The sequence below is a fragment of the Ruegeria sp. BHSC223 genome (genome assembly GCF_059613025.1).
This window is the reverse complement of sequence record NZ_JBXWRR010000019.1, coordinates 34,800-55,963: the sequence shown is the minus strand read 5'-3', so window position 1 is coordinate 55,963 and position 21,164 is coordinate 34,800. Positions and strand designations below refer to the sequence as shown.

The 21,164-nt window shown below is 65.8% G+C and carries 21 protein-coding genes; 11 read left to right on the top strand and 10 right to left on the bottom strand.

Going from position 1 to position 21,164, the window contains the following annotated elements:
- The 8 genes from AC2FNY_RS18825 to AC2FNY_RS18790 form a co-directional block, all read left to right on the top strand.
- Nucleotides 1–601 (top strand): phosphonate ABC transporter ATP-binding protein (locus AC2FNY_RS18825; RefSeq protein WP_496803393.1); only part of this gene is annotated, 601 nt, incomplete at its 5' end.
- A 61-nt stretch (nucleotides 602–662) separates the two neighbouring features.
- The gene (gene phnD, locus AC2FNY_RS18820; RefSeq protein ID WP_234171261.1) at nucleotides 663–1,565 is read left to right on the top strand and encodes a phosphonate ABC transporter substrate-binding protein; all 903 of its coding nucleotides are present in this window, start codon (nucleotides 663–665) and stop codon (nucleotides 1,563–1,565) included.
- 64 nt (nucleotides 1,566–1,629) lie between these two features.
- Nucleotides 1,630–2,511 carry a phosphonate ABC transporter, permease protein PhnE gene (gene phnE / locus AC2FNY_RS18815; RefSeq protein WP_496803392.1) on the top strand — a complete coding sequence of 294 codons (882 nt, stop codon included), beginning with the start codon at nucleotides 1,630–1,632 and terminating at the stop codon, nucleotides 2,509–2,511.
- The gene (phnE, locus tag AC2FNY_RS18810; RefSeq protein ID WP_496803391.1) at nucleotides 2,508–3,878 is read left to right on the top strand and encodes a phosphonate ABC transporter, permease protein PhnE; all 1,371 of its coding nucleotides are present in this window, start codon (nucleotides 2,508–2,510) and stop codon (nucleotides 3,876–3,878) included. Before phnE (AC2FNY_RS18815) ends, phnE (AC2FNY_RS18810) begins: the two co-directional genes overlap by 4 nt.
- Before the next feature lie 20 nt (nucleotides 3,879–3,898).
- Complete coding sequence (locus tag AC2FNY_RS18805) at nucleotides 3,899–4,513, top strand: LbetaH domain-containing protein (protein WP_234182880.1); 615 nt, start codon at nucleotides 3,899–3,901, stop codon at nucleotides 4,511–4,513.
- A 113-nt stretch (nucleotides 4,514–4,626) separates the two neighbouring features.
- Nucleotides 4,627–5,367: a porin family protein gene (locus tag AC2FNY_RS18800; RefSeq protein WP_496803390.1), complete on the top strand. Its 741-nt coding sequence runs from the start codon at nucleotides 4,627–4,629 to the stop codon at nucleotides 5,365–5,367.
- A 59-nt stretch (nucleotides 5,368–5,426) separates the two neighbouring features.
- Complete coding sequence (locus AC2FNY_RS18795) at nucleotides 5,427–6,281, top strand: 2-dehydro-3-deoxygalactonokinase (protein WP_496803389.1); 855 nt, start codon at nucleotides 5,427–5,429, stop codon at nucleotides 6,279–6,281.
- Nucleotides 6,282–6,333: 52 nt separating this feature from the next.
- The gene (locus AC2FNY_RS18790; protein WP_234140059.1) at nucleotides 6,334–6,738 is read left to right on the top strand and encodes an acyl-CoA thioesterase; all 405 of its coding nucleotides are present in this window, start codon (nucleotides 6,334–6,336) and stop codon (nucleotides 6,736–6,738) included.
- Here AC2FNY_RS18790 and gph read toward each other — a convergent pair.
- Entirely contained in the window at nucleotides 6,720–7,376 is a 657-nt protein-coding gene (gene gph, locus AC2FNY_RS18785; protein WP_234163666.1) for a phosphoglycolate phosphatase, read from the bottom strand. The two genes, AC2FNY_RS18790 and gph, sit on opposite strands and share 19 nt — an antisense overlap.
- 296 nt (nucleotides 7,377–7,672) lie before the next feature.
- Nucleotides 7,673–8,593 carry an MBL fold metallo-hydrolase gene (locus AC2FNY_RS18780; RefSeq protein WP_496803388.1) on the bottom strand — a complete coding sequence of 307 codons (921 nt, stop codon included), beginning with the start codon at nucleotides 8,591–8,593 and terminating at the stop codon, nucleotides 7,673–7,675.
- Nucleotides 8,594–8,776: 183 nt separating this feature from the next.
- Between AC2FNY_RS18780 and hemP the strand changes: the two genes are divergently transcribed.
- Together hemP and AC2FNY_RS18770 are read left to right on the top strand one after the other, a co-directional pair.
- Nucleotides 8,777–8,944 carry a hemin uptake protein HemP gene (hemP, locus tag AC2FNY_RS18775; protein ID WP_234140056.1) on the top strand — a complete coding sequence of 56 codons (168 nt, stop codon included), beginning with the start codon at nucleotides 8,777–8,779 and terminating at the stop codon, nucleotides 8,942–8,944.
- The gene (locus AC2FNY_RS18770; protein WP_496803387.1) at nucleotides 8,941–9,384 is read left to right on the top strand and encodes a hypothetical protein; all 444 of its coding nucleotides are present in this window, start codon (nucleotides 8,941–8,943) and stop codon (nucleotides 9,382–9,384) included. Before hemP ends, AC2FNY_RS18770 begins: the two co-directional genes overlap by 4 nt.
- 7 nt (nucleotides 9,385–9,391) lie before the next feature.
- Here AC2FNY_RS18770 and AC2FNY_RS18765 read toward each other — a convergent pair whose 3' ends face one another.
- From AC2FNY_RS18765 to AC2FNY_RS18730, 8 genes are all read right to left on the bottom strand, one after another.
- Nucleotides 9,392–12,448 (bottom strand): aminotransferase class III-fold pyridoxal phosphate-dependent enzyme, encoded by a 3,057-nt coding sequence (locus AC2FNY_RS18765; RefSeq protein ID WP_496803386.1) that lies wholly within the window; start codon nucleotides 12,446–12,448, stop codon nucleotides 9,392–9,394.
- A 114-nt stretch (nucleotides 12,449–12,562) separates the two neighbouring features.
- On the bottom strand, nucleotides 12,563–13,435 hold the full coding sequence (locus AC2FNY_RS18760; protein ID WP_234217148.1) for an NAD(P)-dependent oxidoreductase: 873 nt from the start codon (nucleotides 13,433–13,435) through the stop codon (nucleotides 12,563–12,565).
- A gap of 95 nt (nucleotides 13,436–13,530) precedes the next feature.
- Nucleotides 13,531–13,920: a Cu(I)-responsive transcriptional regulator gene (gene cueR, locus AC2FNY_RS18755; RefSeq protein ID WP_234177966.1), complete on the bottom strand. Its 390-nt coding sequence runs from the start codon at nucleotides 13,918–13,920 to the stop codon at nucleotides 13,531–13,533.
- A 10-nt stretch (nucleotides 13,921–13,930) separates the two neighbouring features.
- Nucleotides 13,931–16,417 carry a heavy metal translocating P-type ATPase gene (locus tag AC2FNY_RS18750; protein ID WP_496803385.1) on the bottom strand — a complete coding sequence of 829 codons (2,487 nt, stop codon included), beginning with the start codon at nucleotides 16,415–16,417 and terminating at the stop codon, nucleotides 13,931–13,933.
- Nucleotides 16,418–16,498: 81 nt separating this feature from the next.
- Nucleotides 16,499–17,242, bottom strand: coding sequence for an SDR family NAD(P)-dependent oxidoreductase (locus AC2FNY_RS18745; protein ID WP_496803384.1), 744 nt, complete (start codon nucleotides 17,240–17,242; stop codon nucleotides 16,499–16,501).
- Nucleotides 17,243–17,250: 8 nt separating this feature from the next.
- Complete coding sequence (locus tag AC2FNY_RS18740; protein ID WP_496803383.1) at nucleotides 17,251–18,177, bottom strand: SDR family oxidoreductase; 927 nt, start codon at nucleotides 18,175–18,177, stop codon at nucleotides 17,251–17,253.
- Complete coding sequence (locus tag AC2FNY_RS18735; protein ID WP_496803382.1) at nucleotides 18,174–19,076, bottom strand: bile acid:sodium symporter family protein; 903 nt, start codon at nucleotides 19,074–19,076, stop codon at nucleotides 18,174–18,176. The genes AC2FNY_RS18740 and AC2FNY_RS18735 overlap by 4 nt, the downstream gene beginning before the upstream one ends.
- The gene (locus tag AC2FNY_RS18730) at nucleotides 19,073–20,389 is read right to left on the bottom strand and encodes a flavin-containing monooxygenase (RefSeq protein WP_496803381.1); all 1,317 of its coding nucleotides are present in this window, start codon (nucleotides 20,387–20,389) and stop codon (nucleotides 19,073–19,075) included. Before AC2FNY_RS18730 ends, AC2FNY_RS18735 begins: the two co-directional genes overlap by 4 nt.
- A 115-nt stretch (nucleotides 20,390–20,504) precedes the next feature.
- Between AC2FNY_RS18730 and AC2FNY_RS18725 the strand changes: the two genes are divergently transcribed.
- The gene (locus AC2FNY_RS18725) at nucleotides 20,505–21,119 is read left to right on the top strand and encodes a TetR/AcrR family transcriptional regulator (protein ID WP_496803380.1); all 615 of its coding nucleotides are present in this window, start codon (nucleotides 20,505–20,507) and stop codon (nucleotides 21,117–21,119) included.
- The last annotated feature ends 45 nt before the right edge of the window (nucleotides 21,120–21,164 follow it).

The following is a 21,164-nucleotide window of genomic DNA, read 5'->3' as shown; positions in this document are numbered from 1 at the left end:
CGCCTGGCAGGCGCAATGCGCGATGATCTTTCAGCAGTTCAATCTGGTGCCGCGCATGGATGTGGTCTCGAACGTGCTGCACGGCACGCTCAACCGCCGCTCGACGCTGGCCACCATGTTCAACCTCTACCCGACCGAGGATATCCACCGCGCCATCGACATTCTCGACCGGCTCGGCATCGCGGCTCATGCGGCCAAACGGGCCGAGGCGCTGTCGGGCGGCCAGCAACAGCGCGTCGCCATCGCCCGCGCCCTGATGCAGGACCCGGCGATCATTCTCGCCGACGAACCCATCGCCTCGCTCGACCCGATGAACGCGCAGGTGGTCATGCAGTCCCTGCGCCGCATCCACGAAGAGGACGGCCGCACCGTCATCGCCAACCTGCACACGCTGGATACCGCGCGCCGCTATTGCGACCGCGTCGTCGGCATGCGCGACGGGCGCATCGTGTTCGACGGCTTGCCCGAACAGCTCACCACCGGTGTCGCGCGCGAGATCTATGGCGCCGATGCCAGCTTTTCCGAGGCCGCGACCTCGACCGAGATCGACACGCTCGATGCGGCGCAGGACGCCCTCTATCGGGCCGAGGCCGCAATCTGACCCTATCCACCGCAATCCCGGCCTTGGGATGGGCCGGACCAACCAACCGGAGAGACCAAAGATGAAAAAGCTTGTTGCCGTTCTGGCGGCCACCACCGCCCTTGCCACCCCGGCGCTGGCGCAGGAAATCACCGAATTCCGCATCGGCATCCTGGGCGGCGAGAACGCCCAGGACCGTCTGAATTCCAACGAATGCCTGCGCGAAAAGGCCGAGGATCTGCTGGGCGTCGAGACCAAGCTCTTTGCCCCCGCCGACTACAACGGTGTCATTCAGGGCCTGTTGGGCGGCACCATCGACATGGCCTGGCTGGGCGCCTCGGGCTATGCCAAGACCTATCTGAGCGACCCCGAAGCGGTCGAACCGATCCTGGTCAAGGTCAACAATGACGGCGGTTACGGCTATTACTCCATCGGGTTCGCCCGCAAGGACAGCGGCATCACCTCGCTGGCCGACATGAAGGGCAAGGTGTTCGGCTTCGGCGATCCGAATTCGACCAGCGGCTTCCTGATCCCCTCCATCGAGATCCCGCAGGAAACCGGCGCCACCATGACCTCGGGCGATTACTTCGGCGAGGTCAAGTTCACCGGCGGCCACGAGCAGACCATCGTTGCGGTCAGCAATGGCGAGGTTGACGGCGGCGTCACCTGGGCCGACGGTCTGGGCGCATGGGAAGACGGGTTCAACTCGGGCGCCCTGCGCAAGGCGGTCGATGCCGGTCTGGTCGACATGAACGACCTGGTGCAGATCTGGCAGTCGAAACCCATCCCCGAAGGCCCGTTTGTCGTTCGCAAGGCGCTGCCCGCCGACGTCAAGGTCAAGATGACCGGCCTCTTGGCCTCGCTCAAGTCGATGGACGAGGACTGCGCCTATGGCGTGCTGCAGGGCGATGCCAAGGGCTTCATGCCGATCACCCATGACGCCTATGAGGTAATCATCGAGGCGCGCAAGCTGAAGTCGAACTGAACCGGGTTCACCGGAGAGCGGGGCCCGCACGCAGCGGGCCCCGTTCCTGCATCGGGAGCATTCCATGACAGACCTGACCGCCGGGCAAGGCGACCTGGCCCGCATCCGCGACGACTATACCGCGCTCACGCAGCGCAAACGGGTCTATGGCGGTATCCTCCTGATCCTCTTCGTGTCCTTGATGGCGGCGGGCTTTCACACCGCCGACGACCGCAATGCGGGCGGGTTCGTCGACGGCTGGCGGCGCATCCTCGACTACCCGGCCGAAGTTCTGACCGAGGCGCTGGAGAAATCGGCGCAACTGCCCGCCCATCTGGTGAATTTCCTGCCCGCGCTGGTCGAGACGCTGAACATCGCCGCCGCCGCTACCCTGTTGGGCACCCTGGGCGGTTCCGTTCTGGCGCTCCTCTCGACACGCGGTCTGGCCTATTGGCCGCGCCTCATCCCGCTGTTTCGCCGCATCGCCGATATCTGCCGCGCGGTGCCCGAGATCGTGATCGCGCTGGTGCTGATCTTCGTGCTGGGCGGCGGCCCGGTGCCCGCGATGATCGCCATCGCCATCCACACCGCCGGGGCGCTGGGCAAGCTCTTCTCCGAGGTTGCCGAGAATGTCTCGCTGAAACCGGTCGAGGGGCTGGCATCGACCGGCGCCAACTGGGCGCAGCGGATGTATCTGGGCGTCATCCCGCAGGTCGGCCCCAACTTTGTCAGCTACGCGCTGTTGCGGTTCGAGATCAACATCCGCGCCTCGGCCATCCTCGGCTTTGTCGGCGCGGGCGGCATCGGCTATGAGCTGCGCAATGCCATGTCCTGGGGGCAGGGGCGCTACGACGAGGCGGCGGCGATCTTCCTTCTTCTCTTTGTCACCATCGTCGCGGTGGATCAGATCTCGGACCGCCTGCGCGCCCGGCTGACCCATGGCGCCCGGGCAGGGGTCACGACATGAGCACCGCCACCACCGATCTGGACCTGATCCACCTGAAACATCGGGCCGACCGCCTTTTCACCCGCAAGCGGCTGCTGGGTTTTGGCATGCCTGCACTGGTGCTGGCCTATCTGGCCTACATCGTCTTTGCCTTCGACATGCCGGGGCTGGCCGCGCGGGCCAACTGGGACAATGGCCGCACGCTGGTGGCCGACAGCTACAGCTACAAGACCCATGTCACCCGCGACAACCGCTCGGGCGCGGTGTCCGTCGCGATCGAAGGCGAGCGCAAGGGGAGCTATCCCGAAAGTCAGGCACCTGACTGGGTCGACTTGGGTGAAACCACGGTGATCGACCTCACGGGCGGCCATATCGTCCGCTTTGGCCCCGAAACGGTGGAATACGACATCCCCGGTTACGGCACCCTGCGCGCCACCCCAACCCGGGGTCAGGGCGTGGTCACCGAACTGCCGCCGGGCGAGGTGCCCGACTGGATCAACCAGTCGAAAAACCGCATCACCGTCACCACCGAGGCCGGACGCCTGACCGTGACCCGCAACCGGTCGGAAGTCTTCCGCTACTTCGCGGGGTGGGAACTGTTCTGGTTCACCCTCGACAGCCCCTATCACGGTCTCTCCCCCGCAGAACTGGCCCGCCGTGCGGCCAATGGCGAGGCGTGGGCGATCTGGCACGGTTTCTGGAACAATACCATGTGGCGGCATGGCGACGTGGCCTGGGCCATTGGCGAGACCATCCTGATGGCCTTTCTCGGCACCTTTGGCGCCGCCATCATCGCCTTGCCGCTGGCCTTTCTTGCCGCGCGCAACTTCAACCCGCTGGCGCCGGTCCGTTTTGCGGTGCGCCGCATCTTCGACTTCGTGCGCGGGGTCGATGCGCTGATCTGGACCGTGGTGCTGGCCCGCGCATTCGGCCCCGGCCCGCTGACCGGCGCGCTGGCGATCCTGGTCACCGACAGCGGCACCTTTGGCAAGATCTTCTCCGAGGCGCTGGAAAACGTCGATGCCAAGCAGATCGAGGGCGTGCAATCCACCGGCGCCAATGCGGCGCAGCGCTATCGCTTTGGCGTGATCCCGCAGATCACCCCGGTGCTGCTCAGCCAGGTGCTCTATTTCCTCGAATCGAACACCCGCAGCGCCACCATCATCGGCGCCATCACCGGCGGCGGCATCGGCCTGTTGCTGACCCAGGCCATCATCACCCAGAAGGACTGGGAAGAGGTCGCCTATTACATCCTGCTCATCGTGCTGATGGTGATGCTGATGGACTGGTTCTCGGGCTGGCTGCGCGCCCGCCTGATCCGGGGCGAGACGGCGCGGCCGCGCAAACGGCGCGGCGATCCTGAACCCGAACCATTCTTCCTGCCCTGAACTACACCGGAACCCGCACCATGGCCCGTCTCAGCGCCGAAGCCCCCTTCCTGCACCCCGGTTGCCAGATCACCGACAGCCGCTTTGGCGCCTATGTCGAGATCGGCGCCAATAGCCGCCTGACCAACACGACATGGGGCGACTACAGCTATTGCGACCGCACTTGCGACATTGCCAATGCGCGTATCGGCAAGTTCGCCAATATCGCCAGCTTCACCCGTATCGGCGCCACCGATCACCCGATGGAAAAGGCTTCGCTGCATCATTTCCACTATCGCTCGGCCGATTACTGGGACGATGCCGAACACGATGCCGGCTGGTTCGCCCATCGCGCCGGTCGCACCGCCACCATCGGCCATGACACCTGGATCGGTCACGCCGCCATCATCAAGCCCGAGGTCACCATCGGCCATGGCGCGGTGATCGCCTCGGGCAGTATCGTGACCAGGGATGTGGCGCCTTACACCATCGTCGGCGGCAATACCGCGCGCCTCATTCGTCGCCGTTTCCCCGAGGACGTGGCCGAGCGGATGATGGCGCTGGCCTGGTGGGACTGGGACCATGCCCGCCTGCGCGCCGCGCTGCCCGATTTCCGCAGCCTGCGGGCAGAGGCATTTCTGGAGAAATACGCGTAACATTCATGTCGCGCTTCCCTCCTCGCCAAGAGGTCACACCCGCCCGCTCTTGCTCCGGGGCATTTCATATGGGACGATCGGAATCCAATCATTTCGGCATCGGGGAGATAACCATGAAAGCCCAGATCACCGCATCCCTTGTACTTGCGCTTGCGGCGGCCTCTCCGGTGGCGTCGCAACAATCCGACTGGAATTACGAGGCGACCGTCTATCTTTTTACCGCCCAGACCGAGACCGGCGTCACCACCCCCGCCGGTACCATCGAGGGCACGCTCAGCTTCAAGGACGCGCTCGACAATCTCGACGTCGCCTTCATGGGATCCTTTGGTGCCAGCAACGGCCGGTGGAGTTTCCTGGCCGATTACATGATGACCGACATCTCGTTTGGCAATCCGACGCCGGGCGGTGCCTTTTCAGGCATCAACACGGCGGCCAAGACGCAGGTGTTTAACGCCTATGCCGCCTACCGCGTGCATGAAACCCCCGATCTCGCCGTTGATCTTGGCGCCGGTCTGCGCTGGTTCGATACCCGCACCACGCTGACCGCGCTGCCGGGAATCCTGCCGGGGCGTACCGTGGTGGCCAATGACAACTGGATCGACCCGGTGATCGCGCTGCGCGCTCGGGTGCGCCTGTCCGACAGGTGGAACGGCACCGCCTTCTTCGACTATGGCGGATTTCAGAGCGACAGCGAAAGCTGGCAGGCGCTGCTTACTGCCGACTACCAGTTGAACGACAACTGGCGGCTACGGTTCGGTTATCGCCACCTGTCGGTCGATCACACGCTGTCGAACGGCAACGACTACTCGTTCACCCAGTCCGGCCCGGTCTTTGGCGCCACCTACCGGTTCTGACAGCGCTTGGCCGAACCGCCCGGCTGCCGTAAGAACGGCACACGCAGCCGGAGACCCGCATGACCCGCGACTGGATCGCCCTTGACTGGACCACGACGCGCCGCCGCCTCTGGGTGATGCGCGGTCGCGACGTGCTGGACGAGGCCGTCGATGACGGCCCGCGCCCCGCCGATGCCGCCTCGATCCTCGCACTGGTGGCTGGACGGCACGCGGGGCAGAGGGTTCCGGTCATTGCCTGCGGTCCGCTTGGCCCGGTGCGCGATGTGGTCCCCTGTGCGCCGCTCTCGGGCGGGCTCTGGCAGATCGACCTTGGCGATCCCCGTGTGGTGCTGAACGCGGTGCCGGGTCTTGCGCAGGCCGAACCCGCCGACATGATGCAGGGCGATGAAACCCGCGTTGCCGGGTTTCTCGCCCTCAACCCCGGTTGGGACGGTGTGATCTGCCTGACCGGCGAAACCAGCCGCTGGGTGCATGTCAGCGCCGGTGAAGTTGTAAGTTTCCGCAGCTTCCTCTCGGGGGCGATACTCTCGTCTTTGACCGCAGGGACGGTCCTGAGGCGCTGGCTGGGCGCGGCGGGGGTGGATGCCGGTGCGTTTTCCGATGCGGTTGCCGATGGCCTGTCGCGACCCGAGCAGATGCTGGCCCGCCTCTGGAGCGCCCATGCCGCTGCCACGCTGCAGGGGCTGCCGGAAGAGGCCGCGCGTGCGCAGATTCTCGGCGGGCTGATCGGGGCGGAACTGGCAGCGACCCGGCCGTTCTGGTTGGGACAGCAACTTGCGGTAATGGGAGAGGGCCAGATGCCTCGCCTCTACGTCGATGCTCTGGCCGCACAGGGGGCACCCGCGACCCAGGCCGATGCGGCGCGGATGACCCGGCAGGGGCTGATCGCCGCATGGGAGGCGATCACCGCTTGAGCTGCGCGCCGACCACGGGCAAAAGTCGACCGACCGATACAAGGGGCGCCAGATGAGCTTTACCACCGAAATCGAAGTCCGGTTCAAACATTGCGATCCGGCGGGCATCGTGTTTTTCCCGCGCTATTTCGAAATGATCAACGACGTGGTCGAAGACTGGTTCGCCACCGATCTGGGCCTGCCGTTTCACGAGTTGGTCAAGGAAAACGGCGCCCCTACGGCGCAGATCCAGGCCACCTTCACCGCGCCCTCGCTGCATGGCGATGTGCTCACCTTTCGGCTAACGCCCACCCGGATCGGCAATTCGAGCCTTGACTACGAATTGACGGCGCATTGCGGCGACGAGTTGCGCCTGCGGGCCTCGACGACATTGGTGCATGTGGCCCGGTTGGGCCGGTCGCTGCCTTGGCCCCAGGCCATCCGCGACCGGGTGGCGGCTCAGATCGCCAGTGCCTGACTGGCCAGCCCCGGCAAGTCTCTGAAATCGGCGAAGGCCGCCCGATGCGGCACCTCTGCGACCGGCCGCTTGCGATAGCCTTGGGTGAACAGCAGAAAGGGGACCTCGGCGTTCTGTGCGGTTTCCGCATCGATCTCGCTGTCGCCCACATAGATGCGGGGCAGATCCGGAAGGGCGGCAAAGGCCGCGTGCAGCATCTCGGGGTTGGGCTTGCGCGTGGGCAGGCTGTCGCCGCCGATCACCACGTCAAAGAACCGGTCAAGCCCGAGATCGGCAAGGACATGGCGTGCGGGTTCGATCGGTTTGTTGGTGCAGATCCCCATTGCGGCGCCGCGTGCTTTCAGAGCTTCGAGCGCGACAATCACGCCCGGATAGGGGCGTGTCAGCTCTGATCCGGCCCGATTGTATTCAGCCAGCGTGGCGGCGGTCAGCACACCATGACGCGCCTTGTCGAGGCCGAGATGGTCGATCACCTGAGCCACCAGATGCGGCAGCCCCTTGCCGACAAAGGAAGTGACCGTGGCCAGATCGAGCGCGGCCAGCCCTTCGGCCGCCAGCATCCGGTTCACGGCGGCGGTGATGTCGGGCGCGCTGTCCACCAGCGTGCCATCAAGATCGAACACAAGGGCCAAGGTCATGGGCAAACTCCGACTGTGCCTCGATCCCTGTCAGAGCGTGGCGGCAACGGCAAGCCCGTATGAGCGGTTCTGACGAACCGCCCATGCCTCCGGCGGAGGTATTTTTGAACAGAAGAAAGGAACTGTTAACGTTAATGCGCCATTCTGACCGGGCGGTACAGGCGGAGGCGCCGATGGCCGTAACAGGAGAAGGCCCCCTGCCACATGCGCAGGGGGCTGACCTTTTGGTCCCCCAGTCTTCTTCTGTTTCAAAATACCTCCGCCGGAGGCAGCCCGCGCAGCGGGCTTTGTCGCGCTCAGCCCTCCAACGGGACGAACCTGTATCCGTCTTCGGCGGCTTCCACATGGCCCATGCCGCCCTCGGGCAGGTGATAGCCGATCATGGTCATGCGTTCGCTGGCAAGGCGCTGCATCAGGCGGACCCGGGTTTCGGCCCCCATCGCGCGATCCTGATCCGCGCCCGAAGGCCAGTGCGGGCGGGCAAAGGCAAGGTGATGGTTGCCGATCGCATCACCCACCACCATCAATGCATCACCGCCTTCGCGGATCTCGAAGGACATGTGCCCGGGCGTGTGTCCGAAGGTCGCGACCGCCGCAACACCAGGCAGGATCTCGTCCCCATCCTCGAAGGTCTCGAGGGTTTCCAGCGCTTCCAGCCGCCGCGCGGCGCCCACGGCGAACGAGGCGCGGTCGACGCCGATCTGATCGACGGTCGCCGGATCCAGCCAGTAATCGCGCTCGATCCTGCCGATCAGGTGGCGGGCATTTGCGAAAAGCGGGTCGTCGAAATCGTCGAGCACACCCCAGAGATGGTCCGGGTGACCATGGGTGAATACCACCTCGGTGATGTCGTCGGGGGTAAGGCCAATGGCATCCAGCGCATCGACAAGCTCGCCCGCACTGTCCTGAAAGCTCGCACCGGACCCTGCGTCGAACAGGATATTGCGTCCCTCACTCTGCATCAATGTGACGTTGCAGTCGGGCCGCAGCGTATCGCCTTCCAGCCCATAGCGCGCCAGAAGCGTCGGCAGCTCCGCCTGCGGCATCGGGTCGAACATAAAACCGGCCGGAAGCACCAGATGGCCATCCGACAGGCTGGTGATGCGCGCGGCGCCGATGTTTGTCTCGGTCGCCGACCATAGCCTCAGCGGGGTGGTGGCGGTCAGGGCAAGGCCGGCGCCGAGGCGGCCGAGCAGGGTGCGTCGGGTCAGGGTCATGAAACTCTCCTCTGGATACATTCTGACATTCATGGACGTGAATTACAATTGATGAGATTTGGGAGCGAAGGGCGGCTTGACAAAGACGACAAAAATAGTCAGGTTTAGGGCGTGCGCAGCCATCGGAGTCTCCGTCAGCCAGCGATCAACAGCGACCCGATTTGCCGATACGGAGACAATGACATGACGATCCACAGCGCCACCCCGACCGCCGATCCTGCGTTCCAGATCCTGCCCTCGCACAAGGCCGAGGACCTGACCAAGGGAGGCAATCTTGCCCATATCCGGCTGGGCGACCAGCTCTATACCCTGCGCATCACCCGCGCGGGCAAGCTGATCCTGACCAAATGAGCGCGGCGGCACATCGCGGCGGTGCTGCTGTCGGGCATCTGGCCGATCTTCCCGCACTCGAGGCCTCGGCGGTGCATTGCCTGCGTTTGTGGAGCGATGCGGTGGAGGGCCGCGCGGCGTTGCCCGAGGGGCGCTCTGCCGAGCTGTTGCGGCAGATCTGCGGGCTGTGCGCGTCTTATGGGCGGCGTCCGTTGATGCGGCATGGTCTGGGGTGCGCCTGTCTGGGGGCGGACGAGGCCTGTTTCGCGCATATGGTGGCCGCCGCCGCCACCGGCGCGCGCGAGGATGCGCTGATGCTGGCCGCGCTGATCGTCCGACCCGATCTGGCGCCTGCGCTGGTGGCGCTGAGCGAACAGCTGGGACTGGCGTTGAACCGCCGCCCGGTGATCCCGGCGGCACCGGGCCGCAGGGCAGAGGACCGGGCGGGGTTCCTGCACTAAGCCCGCTTCAGCAGCATCCGCAGCCCGCGTGATGGTGATCGTGATCGCAGACCGGGGCAGGCGCCCAGTCGCCGACCTCGGCCAGCACCGTGCGCAGCGCCCACAGGATCATGTCCACATCCTCTTCCTCGATGGTCAGGGGCGGGCGGATCTTCAGGATATTGTCCTTGGGCCCTTCGCTGCCGATCAGGATGCGGTGGTCGCGCATCCGGTTCTTGACGTATCGGCAGATCTCGGTCCCCTCGGACCCGTCGGGGTTGATCAGCTCGACCCCAAGGAACAGCCCCATGCCCCGCACATCGCCGACACAGCCGAATTCGCCCTCCAGCGCGCGCAACCCGTTCATCAGCCGCGCGCCCATCAGGCGCGCGTTTTCCTGCAAGCCCTCGTCATCGACGATATCCAGCACCTCCTTGCCGATCCGGCAGGAGAGGGTGGAGCCGCCGAAGGTCGAAAAGAACTCGATCCCGTTGTTGAAACTGTCGGCAATCTCGCGCGTGGTCACCAGAACCCCCAGCGGATGGCCATTGCCGATGGGCTTGCCCATCACCACGATATCGGGCTCGGCGCCCTGGTGCTCAAAGCCGAAATAGTAGTCGCCCAGCCGCCCCAGCCCGGTCTGCACCTCGTCGGCGATACACACCCCGCCCGCCGCGCGGATCTTGTCATAGACCGCCGCCAGATAGCCTTTGGGCGGGATGATCTGGCCGCCGACGCTGGGAAAGGTCTCGGCGATGAAACCGGCCACGCCATGGCCCTTTTCCTGCAACCGGGCGATCGCGGGATCGACAAGATCGGCGAATTTCCGGGCGCGCTCCGCATCGTCGCGCTTGAAACGGCCGCGATAGTCGTCGGCCACCTCGACCATTTCGACCCAATCGGCCTGCCCCACGCCGCCCGGCTTGTTGAACTTGTAGGCCGAGATGGCGATCGCGCCGGTGGTATTGCCGTGATAACCGTGATCGGGCGTCACCATGCCGATGTTGCCCGTATGCGCCCGCGACAGGCGCAGCGCCAGTTCGTTCGCCTCGGTGCCGGAGTTGACGAAGAAACAGACCTCGAACCGCTCGGGCAGCTTCGACAGCACCTTGTTGGCGAAGGCCAGTTGCGCCGGATGCAGGTATCGGGTGTTCGAATTCATCCGCTTCAGCTGATCCGCCGCCACCGCCTGAATGCGGGGATGGGCATGGCCCACATGGGGCACGTTGTTATAGGCGTCCAGATAGGGGCGCCCCCATTCGTCGAACAGGTGATGTTTCCAGCCGCGCACCAGCATCACCGGATCGTCATAGGTAAGGCTCAGGTTGCCGCCGAAATGCGCCCGCCGTCCGGCCAGCACGGCGGCCTTGTCGGTCGGGCGATAGAACACCTTGTCATCGGGCAGGTTCAGCAGCGCCGCCGGGTTCGGGCAGACCGCGTGCCACAGGTCTATCTCGTCCGGGTCGCCGACACCGGGCCAGTCAGCCTCCATGCCTTGCGTCGTCAGGGCCAGCTGGAAATGCACATGCGGCGCCCAGCCGCCGTTCTGACTTGCATCGCCCAGCCGCGCAAATCCCGCCCCCTGCGCCACCGGATCGCCCGGTTTCAGCCGGTCGCAGACCTCGGGGTCGAGATGGCCGTAGAGTGTATAGAAGGCATCGCCCTGCGGCGTTTCGTGATGCAGGATCACCACGCCGCCATAATCCAGGTGCCCGGTCCGGTTCTCGACCACCTCGACCCGCCCGCTGAGCGGTGCGTGCAGCACGGTTCCGGCGGGGGCAAACACATCCACCGCCAGGTGCACGGTGCGCCGGTCGCTGGCCTTCCACGGTCCCTTGCGGAAACCCGGCTCGGCATAGATCAGGCGCGGTTCGTTGTAATGGCCCAGCCACAGGCCGGTGCCAAACTCCTCGCCCACGCGCGCGGCCTCTTCCAGCGGCATGTGGAACGGGTTCTGCGGCCAGGTTGAATTCTCGACCGACAGCGAACCCAGCGGCGCCTCGCTCAGATCGGTTCCGAACATCTGCGCGAAACGTCCCCGGTGTTCGTCCAGATAGGCCTGTACCCGCTCGGCCCCATCGGTCACCGGCAGGCCGCAGGCCACCCGCAGCCGCGCCGCCATCAGCCCGCCATTGACCGAGGCGTTTTCCAGGAACCGCCAGGCCGGGGCCTGGCTGATCGTCACATAGGGGTCGCCCGGGTTTTCCGCCGCCATCAGGGTCGAGTTCACCACCGACACCGCCAGCCGCATCCGGAGCAGGGGCCAGATCAGGTCGACCTCTTCCGCGCTCAGCCGGTTGGCGGCGTGATAGCCGCGCACCAGCGCCACCAGCGCCCGCTCGGGCTTTGGATGGTCCAGCACCACATAGGCCCCGGCAATCGCTAGGTCGCAGACGCGTGGCGCGGCGCACATGTCGCCCAGGTCGATCAGGCCCGAGACCTTGCGGGTCTCGTTCAGCCCGCCCTCGACCAGGATGTTGTAATCGTTGACGTCATTGTGGATCGCCTGCACCGGCAGGGCGGCCAACCTCTCGCGCAGCCCGGAAAACTCGGCTGCAATCTCCGACAGCAGCACCCGCCGCCCCGGATCGGCGATCGCCTGCAACTCGTCACCGATCCAACCCGCCTGCACCAGGTTCCATTTGAAATCCCGCGCCAGCCCGTCATGCACGAACCCCTCCAGCGCCCGGTCGGTGGCGCCCAGCACCCGGCCCAGTTTCAGGATCAGCTCTTCGGTATGCGGCAAGGCCCGCGCATAGCAGCGCCCCGGCAGACGCTCAAGCAGCCAGACCCGGCGCGGCGCGCCCGCCTCATCCGCGATCTCGGGCAGCATCGCGCCATCGAGCGCGGCAAACACCTTGGGAAAGGGCAGGCCCGGCGCCACCTCGGCGATGTGATCCAGCGCCGCCACCTGCATCTCGACCAGCCCGGCCTCGCATTCGGGCCGCATCACCTTCAGCACATAGTCCCGCCCGTTCCGGCCCCGGGCCAGAAAGTTCAGGTCATATTCGCCATCGAGCCGTTCCAGCGCCGCCTCGATCCCCCAATGCGCCCGCAGGGCCTCTGCCCAGAACTCCGTCAGCATCGCCGCTCTCCCATCACATTCCTGCCGAGGCGGCCGTTGCCCCCCGGTTCTTCATTTCGCCAAAAATACTCCGGGGGAGTCCCCGCAGGGGACGGGGGCAGCGCCCCCTTTCCCTCAGTCCAGCTTGCGCAGGCGCGCCAGCAGGCTCGATGTGTCCCAGCGCCCGCCGCCCATCTTCTGCACGTCCTTGTAGAACTGGTCGACCAGCGCGGTGACCGGCAGGCTGGCGCCGGTCTCGTTGGCGGTGTCCAGGCAGATGCCCAGATCCTTGCGCATCCAGTCCACCGCGAACCCGTGCGTCCAGTGATCGTCCAGCATGGTCTCGTACCGGTTGGCCATCTGCCAGCTGCCGGCGGCGCCCTGGCTGATCACCTCGACCACCGCGCGCCCGTCCAGCCCCGCCTTTTCGGCGAAATGCAGCGACTCGGCGAGGCCCTGTACCAGGCCCGCGATGGCGATCTGGTTGCACATCTTGGTAACCTGCCCGGCACCGCTCTCGCCGATGCGGCGGCAGATGCGGGCATAGGCCGCGATCACCGGTTCGGCGCGGTCATACTCGGCCTGATCGCCGCCGCACATGACCGACAGCACCCCGTTCTCGGCCCCCGCCTGACCGCCCGAGACCGGTGCGTCGACAAAGCCCACGCCGCCATCCTTGGCCGCGGCATAGAGCTCGCGGGTGACCTTGGCCGACACCGTCGTGTGATCGACAAAGACGCTGCCAGCCGCCATGCCCGCCAACGCGCCATCCGGGCCGGTGCAGACACTGCGCAGGTCGTCATCATTGCCGACGCAGGCCATGACGAATTCGGCACCTTCGGCGGCCGCGCGCGGTGTCGCGGCCATCGCACCGCCGTGCTGGGCCACCCATTTCTCGGCCTTTGCGGCGCTGCGGTTATAGACGGTGACATCGTGGCCCGCAGATTTCAGGTGCCCCGCCATCGGATAGCCCATCACGCCCAGGCCAAGGAATGCTAGTTTTGCCATGTCCGGATCCTCTCTCGTTCTCCGGCGGCGCGTCTCCCCCGGCTTGTTCCCGACAGAGACAAAGCAAAGCTTGTGGCAAAGGGCAAGCCCGCGCGTCAGACAGCCCCGCCCAGATCGCGCAGGATCGGGCAATCGGGCCGGTTGTCGCCCGCGCAGGCATCGACCAGTTCGGTGAGCGTGTCGCGCATGGCGATCAGGTCGGCGATCTTGGTCTCGATCCGGGCCAGATGATCGCGGGCCACCTGTTTGACATCGGCGCTGGCGCGGCTCTGATCCTCGTAGAGCGCCAGCAGGGTGCGGCAGTCCTCGATGGTGAACCCCAGCGCCCGGGCCCGTCCCAGAAAGGTCAGCTTGTGCAGGTCCTGTTCGCGAAACCTGCGATAGCCGTTCAGATCGCGCTGGGGCGTGATCAGGCCGATATCCTCGTAATAGCGGATGGTCTTGGCGGGCAGGCCGGTGCGGTTGGCGACATCTCCGATATTCATGCCGGTCTCCTTACTCTGCCGGGGCGGGGGCGGCGGCCGGGGGTGGGTTGGTCGCCTGCCGCGAAGCGGGCAGGGAGGCGCGCACCCGCCGCAAGCGCAGGGCGTTGGTGACGACAAAGACGCTTGACAAGGCCATCGCGCCCGCCGCCAGCACCGGCGACAGCATCGGCCCGCCAAACGGAGAGAGCACACCCGCCGCCACCGGGATCAGCAGCACGTTATAGCCAAAGGCCCAGCCCAGGTTCTGGCGGATGTTGCGCATGGTGGCGCGGCTCACCTCCAGCGCGTTGGCCACGCCGCGCAGGTCGCCCGACATCAGCACCACATCGGCGGCCTCGATGGCCACATCGGTGCCGGTGCCAACCGCGATGCCGATATCGGCATGGGCCAGGGCGGGAGCGTCGTTGATGCCATCACCGACAAAGGCCAGCGCGCCATGATCCGCCCGCAACGCATCCAACGCCGCGACCTTGCCCTCGGGCATGACTTCGGCGGTGACCGCGTCGATCCCCAGTTTTGCCGCCAGCGCCTGTGCCGTGCGGGTGTTGTCGCCGGTGATCATGGCCACGCGCAGCCCCATCTGGTGGAACCGCTCGATGGCCTCGACCGTGCCGGGTTTCACCGGGTCCGAGACTGCCAGCACCGCCGCAGCACGGCCACCCACCGAGGCATAAAGCGGCGTCTTGCCCTCGGCGGCCCAGCCCGCCCCGATTTCGGCCAGCGGGCCCAGGTCGATACCTTCGCGGGCGAACAGCCGGTCGGCGCCGACCAGCAAGTCCTGGCCCTCGACCGTGGCGCGGGCGCCCAGCCCGGTCAGGCTCTGGAACCGGTCCACCGCAGGCACGTCGCCCTTGGCCGCGCGGGCAATGGCCGAGGCAATCGGGTGTTCCGACTGCGCCTCGACGGCTGCTGCCAGCCGCAATACGCCATCACGGTCAAACCCTTCGGCAGGGGTCAGGTCGGTCAGTTCAGGCCGGCCCAGCGTCAGCGTGCCGGTCTTGTCGAAGGCAATCACCTTCGCCTCTTGCAGCCGTTGCAGCGCGTCGCCCTTGCGGAACAGCACGCCCAGTTCAGCGGCCCGTCCCGTGCCGACCATGATCGAGGTCGGTGTGGCCAATCCCATGGCACAGGGGCAGGCGATGATCAGCACTGCGACACCGGCGACCAGGGCATGACCCAGAGCGGGTGAGGGGCCGAAGATCAGCCAGACCAGCACCGTCAGCGCCGCGACCCCCATCACGATGGGCACGAACCACAGGGTGATCCGGTCCACCACCGACTGGATCGGCAGCTTGGCGCCTTGTGCCTGTTCCACCATGCGGATGATCTGGGCCAGCACCGTGTCGGCGCCCACCTTTTCAGCGCGTGCGCGCAGGGCGCCGGCCCCGTTTACGGTGCCGCCCACCAGCGTGTCGCCGGCGGATTTGGTCACCGGAACCGGCTCGCCGGTGATCATGCTTTCGTCAACATGGCTCTGGCCGTCCAGCACCAGCGCGTCTGCCGGAATACGCTCTCCGGGGCGGATGACCAGCGTGTCGCCCGGTTGGATGTCGGCGATGGCCACCTCTACCGCTTGTCCCTTGCGTTCGATATGCGCATGGCGGGGTTGCAGCCCCACCAGGGCCTCGATGGCGGCACCGGTGCGCCCGCGCGCCCGCGCCTCGAGCCAGCGGCCCAGCAGGATCAGCGCCACGATGACGGCGGCGGCCTCGTAATAGACATTGGCGGTGCCGTTGGGCAGCAGGCCGGGGGCGAAGGTCGCGACCAGGGAGAAGCCATAGGCGGCCCCTGTCCCCAATGCAACCAGAGCATTCATGTCGGGGGCGCCGCGCAAAAGGGCCGGGAAACCCTTGGCATAGAACACCCGACCGGGGCCAAGCAGCAACAGCGTGGTCAGCGCGAACTGGATCAGGTGGCTGGCCTGTTGGCCGATGGTCGCCAAGATCCAGTGGTGCAGGGCGGGGATCATGTGCCCGCCCATTTCGATCAGGAAAACGGGCAGCGCCAGCAGGATGGCCAGCAGGGTCTGGCGTTTGAGCACCGCAGCCTCGTCCGAGGGCTCCTCGCCCTCGTCCTCGGCGCTCCCTGCGGGGCGGGCGGCATAGCCCGCGGCGGTCGATACCGCCGCCAGCGCAACCGGATCGGTGCTGCCGGTGACATAGCTGACCCGCGCGGTGCGGGTGGCCAGATTTACCTGTGCCTCGACGACGCCCGGTGCGGCGCTCAGCGCCCGTTCCACCCGGCCCACACAAGAGGCGCAGCTGAGCCCTTCGACATCCAGCGTGGTTTCCGACACCGCGGCCGGATAGCCCGCGTCAGCCGCCGCTTGTGTCAGCGCGGCGACCGGGCCGTCATGGTGGACCTGCGCTGTCTTGGTGGCGAAGTTGACCGAAGCCCCGGCAACCCCCGGAACCGCTTGCAAGGCGCGCTCCACCCGGCCCACGCATCCCGCGCAGCTCATGCCCGTGATCTTCAGCGATGTGGTTTGTGCTGACATGCGACTCGTCCTTGTCCTCTGATCACCCCTCAGATGGGGCTTCCAGTCACGGGAAGGTCAAGAGGGGTGCCGGGAAAATTCTCAGCCGCGTCCGATTTTATTTTCCATCAGCCGTTGATAGAGGCCCGGCGACAGCCGATTGATCCACCCGGCCAGTCGCGCCACCCGGCCCACCGGGATCATGTCGCGACCCCGGTCGAGACCGTGCAGGATGGTCGCCGCCGCCGCCTCGGGCGTCATGTAATCCATCCCGTCCGTGGCCGAGCCGGGCCGGGCGATGCCATCGGGCTGCGCCTGCGGGTTGCCCAGATTGGTGGCCACAAAGGACGGGGCCGCGATCTGCACCGCCACCCCATGCGCGCGCTCCTCGGACCGCAACGATTTGAAAAACCCCTCCAGCGCGTGTTTGGACGCGGCATAAGAGGTGCGGCTGTAGAGCGGCGCGAACCCCGCCACCGAGGAGATTGCCAGATGGGTGCCGCGTGCCTGCCGCACCGGGGCGATCATAACGCGGGCCATGTTTACGGCGGCGAAATAGTTGATCTCGAACACCCGGCGGTGACTGGCCTCGTCACTGTCGGCAAACAGGCCGATCTGGGTGATGCCGGCATTATAGATGACCAGGTCCACCCCGCGTCCCCCGACCGCCGCAGTACAGGCGGCGGCCAGTTGACCGGGATCGGTCAGGTCGCATTGAATGACGCGCTGGGTCTCGCCGGGCTCGATGGTCGAGATATCGCGGTCGAGCAGCGTTACATGCCAGCCGCGCGCTTGCAGCGCATCCGACAGCGCCCGGCCCAGCCCGCCTGCTCCCCCTGAGATCACCGCCCGCTTCAAAGACCCGCCTCGCGCCGCCAGAGGTCGAAGACCTCGGCACTGGTTAGCTCGGGCGTATAGCCGAACACCCGCTTCAACGCGTCATTGGCCAGCACCGGGCGGTATTGCAGGAACCGCACCTGTTCGGGTCCATAGCGCGACAGCCCCAATGGCCGCGCCACCGCCAGCGCTGCTTTCAGCGCCTGCGCGGGCAGACGCAGCACCGGCTTGTCCAGGGCGCGTGCAAGGTCGCTGACCCCCATCACCCCGTCGCCCGCCACGTTGTAGATACCCGCAGGCCCTTCGCCCGCCGCCCGCGCCAGAATACGGGCCAGATCGCGGGTCCAGATAAAGACAAACGGGCTTTCCGATCCGCGCACCGCCAGCAGGCGGGGTTTGTGAAAGAGGGCAGTGATCTGGTTCTCGGTGCCTGCGCCCAGAACCGTTCCCACCCGCAGCACCACCTGTTCCAGCTGCGGCGCGCTCTGGCGCGCCTCGGCCAGCATCTCTTCGACCTGGCGTTTGTGATCGGCATAGGCGAACTCGGGATTGCCGCGCAGCGGGTCGCTTTCGCGCAGCGGCACCGGGTTGTCGGCGTGATAGCCATAGGCAGCGCCCGAGGAGGTGACCACCAGCCGCCGCACTCCATGCGCCAGACAGGCGTCCAGCACCGCCCGCGTGCCGCCGACGTCGACGCGATGGGCAACCTCGCGCGCCACACCGGGTGACACGATAGAGGCGAGGTGAATGACCACATCCGGCCGCACCTTGGCAATGACCCGGTCAGGGTCATCGCCCGTCACATCCATCTTGAAATAGGTCATGCCCTCGGGCAGCGGATCGGGCCGCGCAAGATCGGTGGCAAAGACCTGCTGGCCGGACAGTTCGGCCAACAACGCCTGCCCCACCATACCCGCCGCACCGGTAATCAGGATGCGGTTCATCGGGCCGCCTCGGTCCGCGCCATCAGCATCGCCAGCCCAAGGCCCGAGATTGCATGCCAGATCCCCCAGAACGCCGCCGCGACCGCCATGCCGCCCAGCCCGTTGAAGAACGCAAAGATCAACACCAGCCCAAGGCCCGAGTTCTGGATGCCGGTTTCGATCGTAACCGCGCGCCGGTCGTAAGGGGACAGCCGGGTCAGAGTGGCCACAACCCAGCCGCCCCCCAGAGCCAGGCCGTTGTGAAGGATCACAAGCCCGGCGACAGCTCCGGCGAAACTCAGGAAGTACCCCCAATTTGCAGCCAGAGCGAGTATGATGAACGCGATGAAGATGCCCATCGACAGCAGTTGCAGCGGCCGCCGCAGCCGCGCGGTCAGGGCAGGGCGGCGCATGTTCAGCGTCACGCCCAGGATCAGTGGCAGGATCAGCATCAACCCGACCGTGAGGGCGATCTGCACAGGGTCGATATGGGTCTCTTGCAGGATGGCGCGGGTGGGGGGATACAGGCTTCCCCACAGCGCGATATTCGCGGGTGTCATCACGATGGCGCCCACGGTGGCAAAGGCGGTCATCGACACCGACAGCGCCGCGTTGCCACCCGCCCGATGGGTGATGAAGTTGGAGATATTGCCGCCCGGACAGGCCGCCACCAGAATGAGGCCCAGCGCAATCGACGGGTGCGGCGCGGTCAGCCAGACCAGCGCAAAGGTCAGCACCGGCAGCAGCACGAATTGCGAGAAGAGCCCCACCAGCACCGGTTTCGGGCCGTGCGACAAGCGGCGGAAATCCTCAATCGTCAGGTCGATCGCGATAGAGAACATCACCACCGCCAGGATCGCGTTCAGCAACGTCAGCGAAGCGGGCGAGAAATTCAGCAGGATATCGTCGATGCCGGTCATGCTCGCGCATCCTTCAGCCGCTTGATCCATCCGGTCACCGCGCCGCGATAGGTGGCCTTGTCCACGTAATAGGCCATGCGCGCCAGCTTGAGGTAGTTCATGCCGCCGGTCGCCCGTTCAAAGCCTGCCGATTTCGCGGCCTTTAGTTCCTCGGCGGCCTTGTTTCCCGCGCGCAGCCCGGTGATGTAACGCGCCACCATTTCGGCCTGTTCATGCCGGCCCTGCCAGCCCAGACCGCTGGCCTCGATCATCCCCAGCACAAAGAGGTCGTCGCGCTCGGGATGCAGGGCGTTCAGATACAGATGCGGCGCATCGCCCTGCCAGTTCAGGAGGCTGCGGTCGATGAACGGATAAAACAGCTTGTACCCGGTGGCGGCGAGGATCATGTCATACTCCTCGCTCGAACCATCGGCAAAGATCACCCGGCTTCCGTCAAGACGATCGATATCGGGACGGATGCGCAAATCGCCATGGCCCGCGTGATAGAGGACCAGCGAATTGACCACCGGATGGCTTTCGTAAAGCTGGTAGTCGGGCTTGGGAAACCCGTATTTCTGCGGATCGCCCACGAACCATTTCAGGATCATCCCGTCGACCCGCCGTTTCAGCCACATCGGCAGCTTGATCATGCCGCCCAGCGTATCGGCCGGTTTGCCAAAGACGTATTTCGGTACAAAATAGTATCCGCGCCGCATCGACAGGTCGCACATCACCCCGTGATGGATCGCGTCCACCGCGATATCGCAGCCGGAATTGCCCGCCCCCACGATCAGCACCCGCTTGCCATCGAATTGCGAGGGGTGGCGGTAGGCCGAGGAATGGATCAGTTCGCCGTCAAATGTTCCCTTGAACTCCGGCATGTTGGGTTCGGATAACGTGCCATTGGCGATCATCACCCCGGCATAGGTTTCCGCATGCTCTCCCTCTGCGTCGCGCCATGTGACACGCCATCCGTCACCCGGTCCCCCCAGCGGCTCACACCGCAGCACCTCGGCCCCGAAGCGGTAATGCTCGCGAAGCCCGAAATGGTCGGCGAAGGCGTTGAAGTACCGCTTCAGCTCGCGGTGCGAGGGGTATTCGGCGACCGCGTCCTTCATCGGGAAATCGGTGAACTCGGTCATACGCTTGGAGGAGATCAGATGCGCGCTGTCGTACATGGTCGAGCGGGGGCCATCGATATCCCACAGCCCGCCCACATCCGAATGCAGCTCGAACCCGTCAAAGGCGATGCCCTGTTCCAGCATCACCTTGGCCATGGCCAAGCCCATCGGACCTGCCCCGATCAGGGCAAATCTGTCGCGCGTTTCGGTCATCTGCGTCCTCCCGTCGTTCTTAAGTTGAACGAGTGTTCAAAATAAGGCAAGATAATTTGCAAGGGAGATGTTTGTTTTGGAAAAACAACGGCAAAGGGCGCCATCGGCGCGGTCCTTGCAGACGCGGGCCCGTATTCTGGATGCGGCAGAGCAGCTCTTTGCCGCGCGCGGATTCGAGGGCGCGTCGATTCGCGACATCGCCAAGGCCGCAGGGGTGCAGGGGGGGCTGGTGGCGCATCACGGCGGCAGCAAGGAAGAGCTGTTTCGGCTTGTGGTCGCGCGCCGTGCCGGTGCGTTGTCGCGCATCCGTGTCGAGGCACTCGAAGGCGCGCGCGCGCAAGGGCCCCTTGATCTGGCGACCATCCTTGATTGTTTTATCCGGCCCTATGTGACGCTGGCCCGGGAGGGCGGGCCGCATTGGGTCGCCTATGGAAGGCTGCTAGCGCATGTCTCTGCCGACCCACGCTGGAGCACGCTGGCGGCAGAGTGTTTCGACCCTACCGCGCAGCAGTTCATCGACGAGATCGCGGCGCTCTACCCCGGGGCCGTGCCGGGGCGGGCGGCAATGGGGCAGATCTATGCGGTCTCGGCGATGCTGGCCCATGTGTATTCAGCCTGGCGCCTGGATACGCTCAGCCCCGGCGCGGGGGAGGCCGACACCGATCGGCTGATCGCCTTCGCCACGGCCGGTATTCACGCGGTCATGACAGAGAGGGTGCCGGAAAAATGAAATTTTTCCGGGCCGTTTTCCGGCGCGGAAAACGGCCGCCTGCCG